General features: G+C 52.6%; 18 protein-coding genes. 12 read left to right on the forward strand and 6 right to left on the reverse strand.

Translation table 11 applies throughout. From position 1 onward, the window contains the following. Nucleotides 1-25: 25 nt before the first annotated feature. A complete protein-coding gene (gene hemN, locus MWU63_RS08050; protein ID WP_213889251.1) occupies nt 26-1,381 on the reverse strand; it encodes an oxygen-independent coproporphyrinogen III oxidase in 1,356 nt (451 codons plus the stop codon). Between the two features lie 62 nt (nt 1,382-1,443). Here hemN and MWU63_RS08055 point away from each other — a divergent pair, with 62 nt between their 5' ends. Then, nucleotides 1,444-2,190: a transcriptional regulator FnrL gene (locus MWU63_RS08055; protein ID WP_213889448.1), complete on the forward strand. Its 747-nt coding sequence runs from the start codon at nt 1,444-1,446 to the stop codon at nt 2,188-2,190. Nucleotides 2,191-2,224: 34 nt separating this feature from the next. Here MWU63_RS08055 and MWU63_RS08060 read toward each other — a convergent pair whose 3' ends face one another. Then, complete coding sequence (locus MWU63_RS08060) at nt 2,225-3,064, reverse strand: universal stress protein (protein WP_213889250.1); 840 nt, start codon at nt 3,062-3,064, stop codon at nt 2,225-2,227. A 201-nt stretch (nt 3,065-3,265) separates the two neighbouring features. Here MWU63_RS08060 and ccoN point away from each other — a divergent pair, with 201 nt between their 5' ends. The 8 genes from ccoN (at nt 3,266) to ccoS (ending at nt 11,401) form a co-directional block, all read left to right on the forward strand. After that, nucleotides 3,266-4,861 (forward strand): cytochrome-c oxidase, cbb3-type subunit I, encoded by a 1,596-nt coding sequence (gene ccoN, locus MWU63_RS08065; RefSeq protein WP_213889248.1) that lies wholly within the window; start codon nt 3,266-3,268, stop codon nt 4,859-4,861. Nucleotides 4,862-4,875: 14 nt separating this feature from the next. After that, nucleotides 4,876-5,601 (forward strand): cytochrome-c oxidase, cbb3-type subunit II, encoded by a 726-nt coding sequence (gene ccoO / locus MWU63_RS08070; RefSeq protein ID WP_213889246.1) that lies wholly within the window; start codon nt 4,876-4,878, stop codon nt 5,599-5,601. A 9-nt stretch (nt 5,602-5,610) separates the two neighbouring features. Further along, complete coding sequence (locus MWU63_RS08075; RefSeq protein WP_213889245.1) at nt 5,611-5,811, forward strand: cbb3-type cytochrome c oxidase subunit 3; 201 nt, start codon at nt 5,611-5,613, stop codon at nt 5,809-5,811. After that, nucleotides 5,808-6,674 (forward strand): cytochrome-c oxidase, cbb3-type subunit III, encoded by an 867-nt coding sequence (gene ccoP, locus MWU63_RS08080; RefSeq protein WP_213889244.1) that lies wholly within the window; start codon nt 5,808-5,810, stop codon nt 6,672-6,674. Before MWU63_RS08075 ends, ccoP begins: the two co-directional genes overlap by 4 nt. 489 nt (nt 6,675-7,163) lie before the next feature. After that, a complete protein-coding gene (ccoG, locus tag MWU63_RS08085) occupies nt 7,164-8,591 on the forward strand; it encodes a cytochrome c oxidase accessory protein CcoG (RefSeq protein ID WP_213889243.1) in 1,428 nt (475 codons plus the stop codon). Then, the gene (locus MWU63_RS08090) at nt 8,588-9,046 is read left to right on the forward strand and encodes a FixH family protein (protein ID WP_213889242.1); all 459 of its coding nucleotides are present in this window, start codon (nt 8,588-8,590) and stop codon (nt 9,044-9,046) included. The genes ccoG and MWU63_RS08090 overlap by 4 nt, the downstream gene beginning before the upstream one ends. Nucleotides 9,047-9,048: 2 nt before the next feature. Continuing rightward, on the forward strand, nt 9,049-11,238 hold the full coding sequence (locus tag MWU63_RS08095; protein WP_247077513.1) for a heavy metal translocating P-type ATPase: 2,190 nt from the start codon (nt 9,049-9,051) through the stop codon (nt 11,236-11,238). A 4-nt stretch (nt 11,239-11,242) separates the two neighbouring features. Continuing rightward, nucleotides 11,243-11,401 (forward strand): cbb3-type cytochrome oxidase assembly protein CcoS, encoded by a 159-nt coding sequence (ccoS, locus tag MWU63_RS08100; protein WP_213889240.1) that lies wholly within the window; start codon nt 11,243-11,245, stop codon nt 11,399-11,401. Between the two features lie 14 nt (nt 11,402-11,415). Here ccoS and MWU63_RS08105 read toward each other — a convergent pair whose 3' ends face one another. The 3 genes from MWU63_RS08105 to MWU63_RS08115 all read right to left on the reverse strand — a co-directional run bounded on the left by MWU63_RS08105 (nt 11,416) and on the right by MWU63_RS08115 (nt 14,556). After that, the gene (locus tag MWU63_RS08105; RefSeq protein WP_213889239.1) at nt 11,416-12,105 is read right to left on the reverse strand and encodes a fumarylacetoacetate hydrolase family protein; all 690 of its coding nucleotides are present in this window, start codon (nt 12,103-12,105) and stop codon (nt 11,416-11,418) included. 56 nt (nt 12,106-12,161) lie between these two features. Further along, nucleotides 12,162-13,622: a D-alanyl-D-alanine carboxypeptidase family protein gene (locus MWU63_RS08110; protein ID WP_247077574.1), complete on the reverse strand. Its 1,461-nt coding sequence runs from the start codon at nt 13,620-13,622 to the stop codon at nt 12,162-12,164. Nucleotides 13,623-13,833: 211 nt separating this feature from the next. Continuing rightward, nucleotides 13,834-14,556 (reverse strand): HAD family hydrolase, encoded by a 723-nt coding sequence (locus MWU63_RS08115; protein ID WP_213889237.1) that lies wholly within the window; start codon nt 14,554-14,556, stop codon nt 13,834-13,836. A 105-nt stretch (nt 14,557-14,661) separates the two neighbouring features. Here MWU63_RS08115 and clpS point away from each other — a divergent pair, with 105 nt between their 5' ends. The 3 genes from clpS to MWU63_RS08130 are packed head-to-tail and all read left to right on the forward strand — an operon-like array spanning nt 14,662 to nt 16,845. Beyond that, complete coding sequence (gene clpS, locus MWU63_RS08120; RefSeq protein ID WP_213889446.1) at nt 14,662-14,982, forward strand: ATP-dependent Clp protease adapter ClpS; 321 nt, start codon at nt 14,662-14,664, stop codon at nt 14,980-14,982. A 15-nt stretch (nt 14,983-14,997) separates the two neighbouring features. Beyond that, nucleotides 14,998-15,996 carry a class I SAM-dependent methyltransferase gene (locus MWU63_RS08125; protein WP_213889236.1) on the forward strand — a complete coding sequence of 333 codons (999 nt, stop codon included), beginning with the start codon at nt 14,998-15,000 and terminating at the stop codon, nt 15,994-15,996. A gap of 42 nt (nt 15,997-16,038) precedes the next feature. Beyond that, nucleotides 16,039-16,845 (forward strand): SDR family oxidoreductase, encoded by an 807-nt coding sequence (locus MWU63_RS08130; RefSeq protein ID WP_213889235.1) that lies wholly within the window; start codon nt 16,039-16,041, stop codon nt 16,843-16,845. Between the two features lie 13 nt (nt 16,846-16,858). On the opposite strand, the gene MWU63_RS08135 is transcribed toward MWU63_RS08130, so the two are convergent. Next, nucleotides 16,859-17,233 carry a hypothetical protein gene (locus MWU63_RS08135; RefSeq protein WP_213889232.1) on the reverse strand — a complete coding sequence of 125 codons (375 nt, stop codon included), beginning with the start codon at nt 17,231-17,233 and terminating at the stop codon, nt 16,859-16,861. Between the last annotated feature and the right edge of the window lie 8 nt (nt 17,234-17,241).

The raw sequence follows: 17,241 nt of genomic DNA on the forward strand, positions 1-17,241 counted from the left end.
CTTCGGACGTTATACGCCTGACTTTTTAAACAGCAGAGCTGTGCCCCGCCTTCGACAGTTCGTACGCATCAAAAGCACGAGCGATCATTCGCGTGAGAGGCCGGGCAGTTTCCGAAATCGTAAAGCCTGAACTCGAAACGCGGACCATGTCGTCAAAATCTGCTGCTGCAGCGTTGAACAACGTGTTTAGTTGCTTTGGAGTTATGTCGAAGTTTTCCAGTATCTCTGCGGTATCGATATGAAAGTCACACATCAAAGCTTCAATCAACCGGCTGCGAAGCCGATCATCGGCGCTAAAGACGTGGCCGCGTACCGTTGAAAACTGACCTTCACGAATTGCTTTAGTATGCGCCGAGGTCGCTGGAGCGTTTTGTGCATAGCCTTGCGGGAAGCGAGAAATTGATGAGGCGCCAACGCCTATCAATACATCTGCACGATCATCGGTGTAGCCTTGGAAATTGCGCTTAAGCCTGCCTTCGGTCTGGGCAACGGCAAGGCCATCATCGGGTCTTGCAAAGTGATCGATCCCGATTTCCCGATAATCATCCCACAGAAACAAGTGCCGGGCAGTTTCGAATAAAGCAAGCCGTTCTTCAGGGGTCGGCAGCGCATCAGATGGGATCATCTGTTGGCGTTTTGCCATCCATGGCACATGTGCGTAGCCGTAAAGAGAAACCCTGTCAGGTGAAAGCGAAAGCAGCTTTTGTACAGAGTCCGCAATACGTCTGTTGGTTTGGTGCGGCAAGCCATAGAGAATGTCTGCGTTCAGGCTTTTGACACCGTGACCGCGTATCGCTTCAATGGCGTCTCGCGTGATCTCGTAACTTTGTTCGCGCCCGATCACCTGCTGGATTTCAGCGTCGAAATCCTGCACGCCAATCGAGGCTCGGTTCATCCCAGCCGCAGCCAGGGCTTCTAGGCGCGGCGCGTCAATCTCGTTTGGGTCAATCTCAACGGAAAATTCAGCGTCGTTTCCCATTGGAATGACATCAAAAATTGCTTCGGCTAATTCCGTCATCATGTCAGGAGCAAGCAGCGTGGGTGTTCCACCGCCCCAGTGCAGTCGCGAAAGATGCAGGTTATCGGGTAACTCTGCTTTGAGAATCGCCAGTTCCTGTTTCAGGACATCCAGATAGGCACGCACCGGAGAATCGGTTTGTGTGCCTTGTGTGCGACAGGCACAGAACCAGCACAAGCGGCGACAAAATGGCACATGAACGTAAAGAGAGACGTCAGTTTCATTAGCGATTTCGTTTAGAAACCCTTTGAAAATAGACCCATCAACCGCATCAGAAAAATGAGGAGCGGTTGGGTAGCTCGTATAACGGGGCACGCGCGAGTCAAAAAGACCGTATTGCGCGAGTTGCGAAATCACTGTCATTCGCCTAGCGTTATGTTTAAGAGGCAGATGTCTCTTTGACACAGATCAAATTTTCCAGGCTTATGACCCTTCAAGACGCTAAAATTGGTTTTAAAGACTGCAGCGATTGCCCGATACGGCATCGCGCTGTTTGTGCGCGTTGCGAAACGAACGAGCTAGAGCTGCTAGAAAAGATCAAATATTATCGAAGCTACGAGGCTGGACAAACTGTAGTCTGGTCCGGGGATCAGATGGATTTTGTCGCATCTGTTGTTACTGGAATTGCGGCTTTGACGCAGACTATGGAAGATGGGCGCACTCAGATGGTTGGGTTGCTTTTACCCTCTGACTTTGTTGGCCGCCCCGGACGGAATGTTGCGCCCTATGATGTGACCGCCACGACAAATCTGATGATGTGTTGCTTTCGCAAAAAACCATTTGAAGAAATGATGCAGGCAACGCCACATATTGCGCAACGCTTGCTCGAGATGACGCTGGACGAATTGGACGCTGCGCGCGAATGGATGTTGTTGCTTGGTCGTAAAACAGCACGCGAAAAAATTGCCAGCCTGTTGATGATTATTGCGCGACGCGAAGCGTCACTGAACGTATCGGCGGATTCAGACGTTCGGGTTTTTGATTTGCCGCTGACGCGCGAAGCAATGGCAAACTACCTTGGACTAACGCTTGAAACGGTAAGCCGTCAAATCTCGGCATTGCGGAAAGATGGCGTCATCATGCTGGAAGGAAAACGTCACGTCACCGTCCCCGATTTCCAGCGTTTGCAGGATGAAACCGGGGATGATTCAGACGGCGGTATGCTGTTCTGATTTCCTGAAAAGAGCTTTGTCACCTGAGCCGAAGTTAATGCGCCAGCAAGACCGGCACTTCTGCCAATTCAAGCATGTTTCGTGTCGCCCCTCCAAGAATTGCCTCACGGAAGCGCGAATGGCCATAGGCACCCATGACAAGTAAATCGGCATTCAGGTCGCGCACGTGACGTACCAGAACATCCGCAACCCGAGGCATGGTTTTCGCAAGTACTGATATTTCCGCTTTAACCCCGTGACGTGCCAGCATTTGCGAAAGCGCTCCACCAGGGTCAGATCGATCCGGACCATGGGTGGGCGGGTCGATCACGGCAACATTTACAAGATCGGCATTTTTAAGAAGGGGAAGAGCCGCACGTATTGCCGCCAACGCTTCGGCACTTTCATTCCAGGCGATAATAATTCTTTTCGGGGTTGTTGTACCGTCAATGTCATCTGGCACCACCATGACCGGCGCGTGGCCTTCGAACATAGCTGATTCGACGACGGCCTCGAGTTCTTGTTTGCGATTTTCGCCATAAGGCTTGGGTAAGATCACAAGATCGGAAAAACGGGCACGGTGGGCGATCAGCCGGTTAAGGCCGGTCAGTTGTGCCACGCCAGATTCGCAAGACCAGTTGATATCTTCGTTTTTAAGTCGGGCGCGTATTTTTTCTTCCAGATCTTCGGCGTCTTGTTGCGCTTGCTGAAGTGTTTGCTGAAGCACCATCGCGTTTGCACCCGCATAGTAGTAACCTGTTTGCGTGCGATCAACGCCGATACACTGCACATCTAAATGCGCTTCGCCCATTCTTGCCATTGCGATTGCATGTTGTAGCGGTGGTTCGCAAATCTCAATATCGGTCGCGATTGTAAGCAAAGATTTGTAGGCCATTGGTTTCGCCCTTTCTGAATTCGATCTAAAAAAACCCTATCGACGATAATTTTACCCGGCTTTGATATCGATCAAACGAAAGCCGCGTCAAAATTGACATGGATCAAAGCAGTTTCTGCCATGGCCATTCATACCCCGAACAGTCAAAATGAGCCCGCGCGACCAACGAGTCGCCGCAGGGAAAGACGAAGGGACGCTTTAATGTGGGACTATTTTAAGCTGATCGTATTGGGGGTTATTGCGCTTTTGGCCGCAATCGCCGCTAACTACGCACGTGATTTAGCCTATCAGGTGCATGCGATTATTGTCATGCTAGCATCTGGTGGATTGTTTTTATGGACCGTTCGGCGAACGGATGAACCCAGAACCGTCGAGACCGGCTATATGGACGGTGTAATACGCTATGGCGTTATCGCAACGGCGTTTTGGGGCGTTGTTGGTTTTCTGGTCGGTACGTTTATTGCCTTCCAGCTTGCCTTTCCGGTGCTTAACTTTGACTGGGCCGAAGGATATGCAAATTTTGGGCGTCTGCGGCCACTGCATACCTCGGCAGTAATTTTTGCGTTTGGTGGCAACGCGCTCATTGCGACGTCCTTTTACATTGTTCAGCGTACAACGGCAGCACGGCTATGGGGTGGAAACCTCGCCTGGTTCGTGTTCTGGGGCTATCAGCTGTTTATCGTTTTGGCGGCAACCGGTTATTTGCTCGGTTCGACCCAATCCAAAGAATATGCAGAGCCTGAATGGCATGTGGATATCTGGCTGACCATCGTATGGGTCGCGTATCTGGTGGTCTTCATGGGGACACTTTTCAAACGAAAAGAAAAGCATATCTACGTTGCGAACTGGTTCTTGCTAAGCTTTATCGTGACTGTTGCGATGCTTCACCTGGTCAATAACCTTTCGATCCCTGTTTCGATTTTCGGGTCCAAATCTGTGCAGGTCTTTGCCGGTGTGCAGGATGCGATGACGCAGTGGTGGTATGGTCACAACGCTGTGGGCTTTTTCCTGACAGCGGGCTTCCTTGGTATGATGTATTACTTTGTACCAAAACAAGCGGAACGTCCTGTCTACAGCTACAAGCTGTCGATCATTCACTTCTGGGCGCTCATTTTCCTTTATATCTGGGCTGGTCCTCACCACTTGCATTACACCGCGCTTCCCGACTGGGCGAGCACGCTGGGTATGGTGTTCTCGATCATTCTCTGGATGCCCAGCTGGGGTGGCATGATCAACGGCCTGATGACACTATCAGGTGCCTGGGACAAGCTGCGAACCGACCCGATTTTGCGGATGATGGTTGTGTCGATTGGTTTTTACGGCATGTCGACGTTTGAGGGTCCGATGATGTCGATCCGTGCGGTCAACTCCTTGTCGCACTACACAGACTGGACCATTGGTCACGTGCATTCCGGCGCTCTTGGTTGGAACGGTATGATCACCTTTGGTGCGCTTTACTTCCTATTTCCGAAACTCTGGAACAAGACTGGCCTTTACTCACTGAAACTGGTGAACTGGCACTTCTGGCTAGCAACGATCGGTATCGTTCTCTACGCGTCGTCGATGTGGGTCACCGGTATCATGGAAGGCCTGATGTGGCGCGAAGTTGATGCGCAAGGGTTCCTTGTAAACTCGTTCGCTGACACGGTTAGCGCGAAGTTCCCAATGTATGTCGTTCGCGGCATGGGAGGCGTGTTGTTCCTCGCCGGTGCACTGATCATGTGCTATAACCTCTGGATGACTGTTGTACGTGGTGAGGCTAAGGCCGAAGCCCCCGCAGCAGCTCCGGCTGAATAGGGAGGGCCGGAGAGATGGCAATTCTTGATAAACATAAGGTTCTGGAAAAGAACGCAACGCTTCTGCTGGTCTGTAGCCTTCTTGTAGTTACGGTGGGCGGTATCGTCGAAATCGCACCTCTTTTCTACCTCGAAAACACGATCGAAGAGGTGGAAGGTGTGCGGCCTTATTCGCCGCTCGAACTGACGGGGCGTGACATCTATATCCGTGAGGGCTGCTATGTCTGTCACAGTCAGATGATCCGCCCAATGCGGGATGAGGTGGAGCGCTATGGCCACTACAGCCTTGCGGCAGAGTCGATGTACGATCACCCGTTCCAGTGGGGTTCCAAACGGACCGGGCCAGACTTGGCGCGGGTTGGTGGGCGTTACTCTGATGAATGGCATCTTGATCACCTGCGTGATCCACAGACCGTGGTGCCTGAATCTGTCATGCCAAAATATGGTTTCCTCGAAGATCGGATGGTTGATGCAACCTACATCACCGATTTGATGGAAACGCACCGGATGGTTGGCGTGCCTTACACTGATGACATGCTGGAAAATGCGTCGGCCGATTTTACCGCGCAGGCTGATCCAGACAGTGATTGGGATGCACTGGTCGAACGGTATCCAAATGCGCAGGTTCGCAACTTTGATGGGCAACCCGGGATTTCAGAAATGGATGCCATGATCGCTTATCTACAGATGCTTGGCACATTGGTTGATTTCTCAACCTTTACGCCAGACGCAAGCCGATAGGAGGGAACAATGGATTTATATTCCCTTATGCGAGAGTTCGCTGACAGCTGGATGCTTTTATTTATGTTTACCTTCTTCATTGGTTGCATCATCTGGGTGTTTCGCCCAGGCAGCAAGAAGACCTACGAGGACACTGCAAACATCCCCTTTCGGCATGAAGACAAACCTGCGAGCGACTGTGACGCAGATCGCAAGGAGGCACGGACATGACCAAAAAACCACAAAAAACTGAAAAGCATGAAATCGAAACAACTGGGCACAGCTGGGACGGTATTGAAGAGTTTAACAATCCTTTGCCGCGGTGGTGGCTCTGGACTTTTTACCTCACAATTATCTGGGGCATTGGTTATGTGATTGCATATCCTGCATGGCCGCTGATCAGCGGGGCGACGCCAGGCGTCCTCGGCTATTCGACACGTGCTGAAGTTGCAGCTGACATCGAGGAGTTTGATACAGCAAACGCCGGGATTGAAGCCAAACTTGTGGGCACAGAGCTGACTGCCTTAAGCGAGGATCCAGAGTTGTTGCAGTTTGCAGCGAACGCAGGCCGGTCAATCTTCGCAACGAATTGTTCAACCTGCCACGGCTCTGGTGCCGCAGGTGCCAAAGGATATCCAAATCTTTTGGATGATGACTGGCTATGGGGTGGTGACATTGACGCAATTTACGCCACCGTCAACCACGGCATTCGCAATGAAACTGATCCGGATGCGCGTTTCTCGCAAATGCCTGCTTTTGGTGAATTCCTGAGCGAAGAGGAAATCGCACAGGTCGTAAACCACGTCATGGCAATTTCTGGTCAGGAAGCAGATACAACTCTGGCATCGGCTGGTGCCACGGTATTCATGGATAACTGTGCAAGCTGTCACATGGATGAAGGTACGGGTGACCGTGAACAGGGTGCACCTAACCTGACAGACGCGATCTGGCTTTACGGCGGCGACGTGGACACGTTGACCGAAACTGTGTCGAATTCCCGCTACGGCGTCATGCCAAACTGGAACACCAGGCTGAGCGACGCGGATGTTCGCGCTGTTGCAGCTTATGTTCACCAGCTTGGTGGTGGCGAGTAAATAAAAGGTTTCCGGAGGCCAATGGCCCCCGGAGATGACACCGGCACCCCGTCCTGTTCGCGCGTTTCCTGGGGTGCCGGTGTTTATCGGTTTATTAACCAATTGAGACGCGATTTCCACCTTGTTCTTTGGAATTACCCTCGACACCGACTTTGGCCGTACCGTCGGACTCCTGGTGTTGGTGCGTGTTAACCAAATTGTGTTGAGATAGATTTTGTGTGAAAGACGTCATTAGGAGCACTAATTTCCTCAACGAAAGAGCCGCTGAATGCGCTTTGACGGCAATGCTGCACAACTTTTTGATTGGAGGAGGCCTGTTGACTGGGTTTTGCCGATAATATTTTTAATCCAATAGAAGAATCAGAGGAACATTGCCTGTGGCGTTGCGCCTCGTTCAAACCGTCATTTGTTTGACCTAGGTCAAGGCCATGACACAGGCTGCCTGTAAAAAGACAACGACTTCGCGAATAGGATGATCGGAGAGATTCCTTGGCCAGCAATGAAAACCCCCCGTCGCTTTATGCGGCACGTGAACCCGTTTTCCCAAAACGTGTTTCAGGGCCGTTCCGTAATTTCAAGTGGTGGATTATGGCGGTTACGCTGGGAATCTACTATCTGACACCGTGGATACGTTGGGACCGTGGTCCAAACCTGCCGGATCAGGCGGTTTTGGTTGATCTGGCGGGGCGGCGCTTCTTTTTCTTCTGGATCGAGATTTGGCCACATGAGTTTTACTTTATCGCCGGATTGCTGATCATGGCGGGCCTTGGTCTGTTTTTGTTCACCTCGGCGCTTGGCCGTGTCTGGTGTGGCTATGCATGTCCGCAGACCGTCTGGACCGATTTGTTCATTCTGGTCGAGCGCTGGATTGAAGGAGATCGCAACGCAAGGGTGCGTTTGTGGAATTCCAAATGGACGGCCAGGAAAGTTCGCCTCACTCTTGTTAAGTGGACAGCGTGGCTTTTGATTGCCGTAGCGACTGGTGGTGCATGGGTTTTTTACTTCGCAGATGCCCCGCAATTGCTGGCTGATCTGGTCACTTTGAATGCCCACCCTGTCGCTTACTCCACAATTTTGGTTCTGACGCTGGCAACCTTTGTTTTCGGCGGTTTTATGCGCGAGCAGATTTGTATCTACATGTGCCCGTGGCCGCGTATTCAGGCGGCAATGATGGATGAAGACACGCTTGTCGTTGCATACAGGGAATGGCGTGGTGAACCCCGTGGCAAACACCGCAAGGGGCCAGAAGCAGACAACCTTGGTGACTGCATAGATTGCATGGCTTGCGTCAATGTTTGCCCGGTTGGAATCGATATCCGCGACGGGCAACAGTTAGAGTGTATTACATGCGCGCTTTGTATTGATGCTTGTGACGACATCATGGAAAAAATCGGTAAGCCGCGTGGATTGATTGACTACATGGCGCTTAAGGACGAAGCAGCAGAGCGGGCAGGCGGCAAACCTGTTTCTGTCTGGAAGCACGTCTTCCGCCCCCGCACAATCATGTATACTTCGCTTTGGTCGGCGGTTGGGTTCGCTTTGCTTTTTGCTTTGTTCATTCAGTCAGATATCGACATGACAGTTGCCCCGGTGCGCAACCCAACTTTTGTCACTTTGTCTGACGGATCGATACGCAACACCTATGATGTGCGTCTGCGAAACAAGCACGGTGACGACAGGCCGTTCCATGTTTCGCTTACCTCGGATTCTGTGTTACAAATCTCGCTTGAAGGCGCCGATGAGTTGCTTGTAACGGTTCCGGCGGACGATACAAAGCTGCAACGGGTCTATGTCACTGCACCGGCGGGGTCTGATGCCTCCTCTGTGGGACGCACAGATTTAAGGTTGTGGATCGAAGACATGACAAATGGTGACCGTGCCTACTCGGATACTGTATTCAATGGGAAAGTCCAATGAGCTCTAAACCACTGACAGGGCGCAAGGTGTTTGCGATTTTGTTCGCCGCCTTTGCGGTGATCATCGGTGTTAATGTTTTCATGGCCTTCAGCGCCATTCGAACGTTTCCCGGTTTAGAAGTGGGTAACAGCTACGTCGCAAGTCAGACTTTTGACGCAGATCGCGCAGCACAGGATGCACTGGGCTGGGACGTATCAGCAATAATTGAGGCAAATGAGTTGGTCCTTACCATCTTAGACGATCTTGGAGCCCCGGCCGGTATCGCTGAACTGCAGGCCATTCTTGGTCGTGCTACAAATATACGCGACGACATGAACCCAGAATTCACTTACGAAAACGGTGTGTATCGCGCACCTGTTGATGTCGCTCCGGGAAACTGGAATCTTCGCTTGGTTGCGACTGCCGAGGACGGCACAAAGTTTCAGCGCCGCATTGTTCTATACGTCGGAGGTTAGCGATGAACACGGCGGTGCCTACACAAGTTTCCGGCTGTCCCGCGTGTGCAGCATCTCCGGCGGCAGAGGCGCTTGCGGAGCAGTCCAAAAGCGGTGACGCCCGTATTCTGCTTTCATTACCCACCATTCACTGCTCCGGCTGTATTTCAGCTGTTGAGCGCGGGCTTCTTGCACATCCCGGAGTTAAGTCTGCACGTGTTAACCTCACGCTGAAGCGTGCAAGTATTGAAGCTGCGCCGGATGTGGAAGCAGGCGACCTGATAAAAGCACTTGATGGGGTGGGATACACCGCGCACGAGCTTGATCGTGGCCTTCTCTCTGCGACAGAAAACGACAAGGCAGGGCGCGATCTTTTGATGCGGCTCGCCGTGGCTGGTTTTGCGGCTATGAATGTGATGCTGCTCTCTGTCGCGATTTGGTCAGGCGCTGAAGCTGCAACACGCGACCTGTTTCACTGGATTTCTGCCGCAATTGCGTTACCGACAATTGCGTTTTCAGCGCAGCCGTTTTTCAAAAATGCGATGCGTGCTTTGTCTGTCAGAAGGCTTAATATGGATGTCCCCATATCGCTCGCTATTTTGCTTGCTGCGGGAATGTCGCTCTATGAGACCACCCAATCGGGCGAACACGCATATTTTGATGCGGCCCTTTCTTTGACGTTCTTTCTGCTTGCAGGTCGCTATCTGGACCACCGGACACGCGCAGTTGCGCGTTCGGCTGCCGAAGAACTTGCAGCGCTTGAAGTACCCCGTGCGACACGTCTGAACGGTGAAACCGAAGAAGTTGTGGCTATTGCTGAACTTGTAGTCGGAGACTTGGTGCGTGTGAAACCGGGCGGAAGAATGCCAGTTGATGGTTTCGTAACTGAAGGGGCGAGCGAGATTGACCGCTCTTTGCTAACTGGCGAGACACTGCCGGTCTTCGCGGGCATCGGGCAGAGCGTAAGCGCGGGGGAGGTTAATCTGACCGGACCGCTAACGCTTAAAGTGACAGCCGCCGGAGAGGACAGTTCGCTGCATGTCATGGCAGATCTTGTCGCGATGGCCGAAAGCTCAAAGAACCGCTACACATCCTTGGCTGATCGCGCTGCGCAGATTTACGCCCCCGGTGTCCATTTGCTGGCCTTTGTCGCATTTGCTGGATGGTTGTGGATATCTGGTGGTGATGTACGACTGGCGTTAAACATTGCGGTTGCGGTCTTGATCATAACTTGCCCATGCGCCCTTGGTCTTGCGGTGCCAGCGGTGACAACCGCCGCATCAGGCCAATTGTTCCGAAAAGGGATGCTGATCAAGGACGGGACAGCGCTCGAAAGACTGGCAGAGATTGATACCGTCGTTTTTGATAAAACTGGTACTTTGACGGAAGGTCGGCCAGAGCTTACCAACCTTAATGACCACGACATAAAAGACCTCGAAGTTGCGCTTGCTTTGGCGGAGGGGTCGTCGCATCCGCTTGCCGTGGCCTTGGTTGATGCATTGAATGAAGCGAATGTAAAAGCTGCCACTGTAACGGACCTGAAAGAAGTGCCAGGCTACGGAATTGAAGCGCAATTTTGTGGAATGCCTGTTCGACTGGGACGCGCTGCATGGGTGGATGCAGAAGCATCAGAGATGACAGCAACCTATTTGTCGGTTGGCAAGGCAAGCCCCGTTTCTTTTACCTTCGTCGACAGGCTGCGAGCGGGCGCCGAACAAGCGGTTGCAGAGCTAAAGGCACAAGGCAAAACCGTACATCTCATCTCAGGCGACACACCAGCAGCAGTTCAGGCGATGGCAGAGCGGCTGGGTATTGAAAACTGGGTCGCCGAAGCCTTGCCAGAAGAAAAGGCCAGCGCAATTGGGGCCGTCACCCGTGCTGGTGCGCGTGTTCTCATGGTTGGCGATGGGCTGAATGACACAGCGGCACTTGCTGCGGCGCATGTCTCTATCTCGCCCGCAACAGCGTTGGATGCGGCGCGTGTCGCCTCGGACATCGTGCTCTTGGGCGTTGATCTTGCACCGCTTGCGGAGGCGACAGTTATTGCCGAGAAATCGGTTAGCCGCATCCGTGAAAACTTTGGCATCGCAGTCGTTTACAATTTGATAGCAGTTCCTGTCGCGCTGCTTGGATTTGCAACGCCCCTGGCTGCGGCCTTGGCGATGTCTCTGTCTTCAATTAGCGTGTCCCTTAACGCGCTGCGGCTGAGGTGACGCAATGGAAATGCTTGTTTACTTGATCCCGATTTCGCTCTTTCTGGGCGGGCTCGGGCTCGCTGCGTTTTTCTGGGCCCTTAAATCACATCAGTATGATGACCCGGAAGGGGACAGCCAGCGGATTCTCAGCCCGGACTGGGAGGATGAGCCACGTCCCTGATCCGACGTGTCTTTTTAGCGAAAACTGACGCTCACAGAGCCAAGGCCATCAATCTCGACTCGGCAGCTTTCGCCGTGTTTAATCGATCCAACTCCAGCTGGCGTACCTGTGAATATCAAATCCCCTGGTGCGAGAATGACAAGGCCGGAAAGATAGGCGATAACGTCAGCAACGGGCCAGATCATATCTGCTATGTCGCCATCCTGACGAAGGTTGTCATTCACTGTTGCCGTGATGCGCGCTTGGTCCGGGTGGCCTACTTCGCTGACCGGATGTAGTGCTCCGCAGGCTGCAGAATGGTCAAAACCTTTTGCCATATCCCACGGGCGCCGGGATGCCTTGGCTTCGGCCTGAAGGTCGCGGCGTGTAAGGTCATTGCCCGGGCCATATCCCCAAACATGGTTGAGTGCCTCGTCAGGTGAAATACCTGCGCCACCAGTGCCAATCGCAACGACAAGTTCGGCTTCGTGATGCAGGTTTTTCGTATGAGTAGGAAAAGGTAACACGGCGCCATCATCAATCACGCAATCGGCCGGTTTTGTGAAAAAGAAGGGCGGCTCTCGATCCGGGTCATTGCCCATTTCGCGCGCATGCTCTGCATAATTGCGGCCGACGCAAAAGATACGGCGTACTGGAAAGCGGTTCTCACTCTTTGCAATTGCAACAGAGGGCGGTTCGGGCAGCGGCAGAACGAAAGTTGTCATCTTGATCTCTCCTGATTGCAGCTAACTTGCCCGCTTGATTGCGTGGGGGCAAGGGCTCAGGAAGAAGGACCAAAGGGTGTGCATTCTATCGCGCGTGCCTGAAGGCGACGACAGGCCAATTCTGCGGCTTCTTCGGTCATACCCATAAAGTTGGCTTCAAACCCGCCGCCACGCTGAACGACACGACGCAGCGCGCCATCAAGCGTTGTCATTTCATTGAGGGCTGTACGCAGCAAGACACGCTCTGCCTGATAACGCGATCCATAGCGCCCGACATTCACGCCCCAATGCTCACCGCCAGATGTCGACACACGCATTACAATAACAGGGTCCTGCGCTTCCGGTTTGGGTTCCGGCGTTATGATTTTGGCAGGTTCCGCTGCAGCCAGAACGATTTCCCCAACTTCTTCAGCAGCCTGCGTTGCTGCGGCTATTGCGATAGCCTCGGTTTCAGCCTCGGACGGGCGCGGTGCCGGAGTCGTTGTGGTTTCAGCCGTTGCTGCAGGCGTTGTACCGGAAGATTGCTGCACTTCCTGAATTGCATTTTCGATTTCGCTCTGCATTGCGATCAGAATATCTGCCGTGGGTGCCTGAGTTGGCCGCGGGGTTGGCCGCAAGCTCGTGTTAACCGCAGTGACCAAACGAATGGTTCGACCGGCGGCAGTTCCGGCTGACGTGCCGCTTGCAACTGCAGTCGTATTGTCATCGTACACAGGAAGCGCTGGGCGATTTACAGCGACCCGACTAGGTGCGCGTTGAAAGCCCATATCTAGCAGTTCAGCCACGCGCGCATTGCGCGTTGCAGACGAACGCCCACCAAAAACCGTTGCGATAATGCGTTCACTACCCCGTTCAGCGGAGGCGACAAGGTTGAAACCAGCCGCGCGTGTGTATCCGGTCTTAATTCCGTCAGCACCACGATAGGCGCTTAGCAGACGGCGGTTTGTATTGGAAACTTCGCGAACACCAGCGTCGGTAGAGCGCCGGGAAAACAGATTGTAGTAATCCGGATAGTCGTAGAACAAATGCCGGCCCAGAATTGTCATATCGCGCGCGGTTGAGAGGTGCCCCTCTTCGGTCAGGCCATGGGCGTTTCGAAATGTAGAGCGGGTCATTCCAAGCGCCCGGGCTGTGCGGTTCATCCGTCGCGCAAATGCGGCCTCGGAACCTTCAATGGCTTCGCCAAGTGCAGTAGCTGCATCATTTGCGGATTTCACTGCTGCAGCGCGGATCAGATAGCGTAAACGTATGCGTTGTCCGGACTGAAGCCCCAGCTTTGAGGGTGGTTCAGACGCTGCATTTCTGGAAATACGCACCTGCGTATCAAGCGAGATTTCACCGTTGCGAATAGCTTCGAACGTAATGTAAAGAGTCATCATTTTTGTCAGAGACGCCGGGTGCAAACGGGTATCTGCATTTCTGGAATGAAGCACCTCGCCTGTGCGCGCGTCTATTACCATTGCTGCATAAGGTGCAGCAAAAGACCTGATCGGCGCGAACGCCACCAAACAGATCATCACTGTCACGAATAACCCCGTAGGGGCAATCTGCCCTAGACGTGTCTTCACGTCGCCCGCCTCTTTCTGCCTCGTGCTGCCGATTTTTCGGTCAGCTTTTTATTGTTACGGTGACGATAGCACAGTGAATGGAATCAGAAAATACCCCAATTTCAAATACTTTAAGTCTTGTCTGCATCAAAATTTGGCAGATATTGCGTATGCCAGTGGATCAGTCGCAAGATGTCTTATTGCGGCAAAAATAAGGCAAATCTCCAAGGTGTGGAAAACTTCGATATCGGGGATGTGTTGTCGGTGCTTCGGCGTGTTCGAGCGCCCAGGTTAATTCGTGCGGAATATAGATGCCCCAACTCCCGGCTGTAAGCGCAGGTATCACATCTGACCTAAGGGAATTTCCAACCATCATTGCATTTTCAGCACCCTGACCGTGGCGTGAGAAAATTTCGGAATAAGTCTCTGGTGTTTTATGCGAGACAATTTCGACCCCGTCAAAAAAATCCCCAAGCCCGGATTGAGCAAGCTTTCGTTCCTGATCTAAAAGATCACCCTTGGTGATCAAGAGCACCCTGAAGTCAGCGGCCAGAGAGGTCACTGTTTCACGTGCATGCGGCAAAAGGTTGATCGGATGTGCAAGCATATCCTGTCCCGCACTGATCAATTCGCGGATAATGCGCGCTGGTACGCGGTCTTCGGTGACCTCGATCGCGGTTTCGATCATCGAGAGAACAAACCCCTTCACCCCAAACCCATAGTGGCCGAGATTGCGTCTTTCCGCTGCCAGCAATCGTTCCTCTAGATGATCTTTTTCAGCAAAATCAGCCAGTAGGGTTGCGAATCGCTCTTGCGTGATGCGAAAGAATTGCTCGTTATGCCAAAGCGTATCGTCTGCATCCAAGCCAATTGTGGTCACTTTTACCCTTTGAGGGTCTCTCATAGCCAAACCGCCCCTTTTCACGCCGTTCCAAGCGACTATATAGTTCGCCTGAGGCTTATAATGGAATTCCCTTTGACGAAAATAAAGGCAGCACTGCCCCCGCGTATGTCCGACAAGGATGATACCGGTGATGGCGAGACTGGTACGGTGACTAAAACGCGTAGTAAAACTGCACGCCCGCCACTTTATAAGGTATTGCTGCTGAACGACGATTTTACGCCAATGGAATTCGTGGTTCACATTCTTGAACGCTTCTTCGGTCTCAACCATGCACAGGCGTTTGAGATTATGTTGACAGTGCATAAAAAGGGCTTGGCCGTTGTTGGTGTGTTCAGCCATGAAATCGCTGAAACCAAGGTCACGCAGGTGATGGATTTTGCCCGCCAGCATCAGCATCCGTTGCAGTGCACCATGGAAAAGGAATAGGGCGTCGCCCTTGCCATGAAACAGTCCCGTATTTCCATTGCTCTTGAAACTGGTGCGTTCCTTCTGCCCGCCGAAAGCCGGATTGCAGTATTTAGCCCGCTAGCTGAAGATGATTTTTCTGCACTACCAATTACGCGTGTCGATATAATTCAGGGATTCAAACCCGATCACGATGCCTGGGCGTCGCGCGGTTATGCAACGTTTGCCGAGGCGCGCAACGACTATGGCTTGTCGATTATCATGCTTCCGCGTGCCAAAGCAGAAGCCCGCGCAATGATTGCTGAAGCCGCACGCCTTACCCCAAACGGTTTGATCGTTGTAGACGGCCAGAAAACCGACGGCATTGACAGTATGTTCAAGGAATGCCGCAAACGCACCACTGTTAGCCCGGCCATCTCAAAAGCACATGGCAAACTGTTCTTCTTTAACTCGTCCGACTGTTTTGACGGCTGGATTGCTGGAGAAACTATTGGTCCCGATGGCTACACAACTGCCCCGGGCGTATTTTCTGCAGACAAGATTGACCGCGGTTCGCAGGCACTAATCGCGACGTTGCCGCAGAAACTAGGTCGGCGTGTTGCGGATTTGGGGGCAGGCTGGGGATATTTGTCTGCAAATATTCTGGGTCGCGACGGCGTTGAAGAAATTCATCTGATCGAAGCGGAATACGCCGCAATCAATTGCGCGCGGATCAATGTCACCGATCCACGCGCTCATTTTCACTGGGCGGATGCTACCCGTTTCAAGCCTGACGTGCCATTTGATACCATCATCACAAACCCGCCGTTTCATACCAGCCGCGCAGCGAACCCGGCACTTGGACGCGCGTTCATCGCCGCCGCGGTACGTATGTTGTCGCCCGCAGGGCAGCTTTGGCTCGTCGCAAACCGGCACCTGCCTTACGAAAACACGCTGTCTGATGTCTTTCAACGTGTCGAAGAAATCGGTGGCGACAAGAGCTTTAAAGTGCTCAAAGCAAGCCATGCAAAGCGCGGCTCTCGCGCAAGTGGCTGAAATTTAATACTCTCCTTAGAGAATCAACAGTTCAGGTTGCTCATGTCATTTTCCATTTCAGGTAAAACTGCGATCATCACAGGCGCCGCGAACGGTGTCGGCCTTGCTACAGGCCGCCATTTCGCGGAGCAGGGCGCAAACGTTATGTTTGCTGATATAGACGAAGCTAGGTTGATAGAAGAGCTTGGCAATACCTCGGAAGAGGGAAACGTACGTTACTTTGCGGGCGATCTGCGTGAGAAACTGACCATAGCTAACCTTCTGTCGGCAACGATAGACGCATTTGAGCGGGTGGATATTCTGGTGAACGCGAGCCGTCAGATTGTGACTTCTGACCCTTTGAATCCGGATGACGATGCCGTTGAGAAATTGCTGCGGCAGAATTTATTAACCAGCCTCAGACTTAGCCAATCTGTTGCGCGTCGCATGATTGCACAGGCGGAAAACGATGGTCAGACAGAAGGGCAAATAGGATCTATTGTGAACTTATCGTCCATCGCGGCAAGACGCACACATCCTGACTTGCTGGCCTATTCCATCAGTGCTGCCGCGCTTGATCAGATGACGCGTTCGCTTGCAGTTGCGCTGGCGCCAAACCGCATTCGCGTGAATGCTGTCGCTTTTGGCAGCGTTATGAGCGCCAGTCTTCAGGCGGAACTGAAAGAACACGAAGGATACCGTCAGGAAATTCTGGATCATACGCCTATGGGACGCATTGCCCCTGCCAGCGAAGTTGCAGAGGCAGTTCAGTTTCTGGCCTCTGACAGTTCCAGTTTTGCCACCGGCCAAATTCTAACAGTTGATGGCGGCAGGACTTTGCTGGACCCAGTCGGGGCACCTGCGCATTAATGACAAGTCAGTTTCATCCTTCCGGGTAATGCGCAGCACAGGATGCGATCTGCAACTGTACTTTTTGGGTCATCTCTGCACGTCGCTTTTTCAGAGAGGCAAGGATGCGTGTTTCTTCTTCCAAGTCGATTGCTACGGGCCTGCTCACCAACCGTGTTGAATGTGAATTGCAGAACAGGAAGTTGTCGTGAGGGCTGCCGCAAAGTTGAATCCGAAAATCGGGTTCTCTTGTCCGGCTGATCGCGTAGCCACGTTCAATATTTCCTTCTGTTGTTGTGATAAGCCTGTCTATGACACGCAGGTCCTTGCTGACAGTGCTGATGCACTGCTGACGCGGCGTTTCACATGCGGCAAGCAATAGAACGAGTGGAAGGAAAAATCGAAACATGGCGGACC

Source organism: Pseudohalocynthiibacter sp. F2068 (assembly GCF_023015645.1).
GTDB classification, from domain to species: Bacteria; Pseudomonadota; Alphaproteobacteria; order Rhodobacterales; family Rhodobacteraceae; genus Pseudohalocynthiibacter; species Pseudohalocynthiibacter aestuariivivens.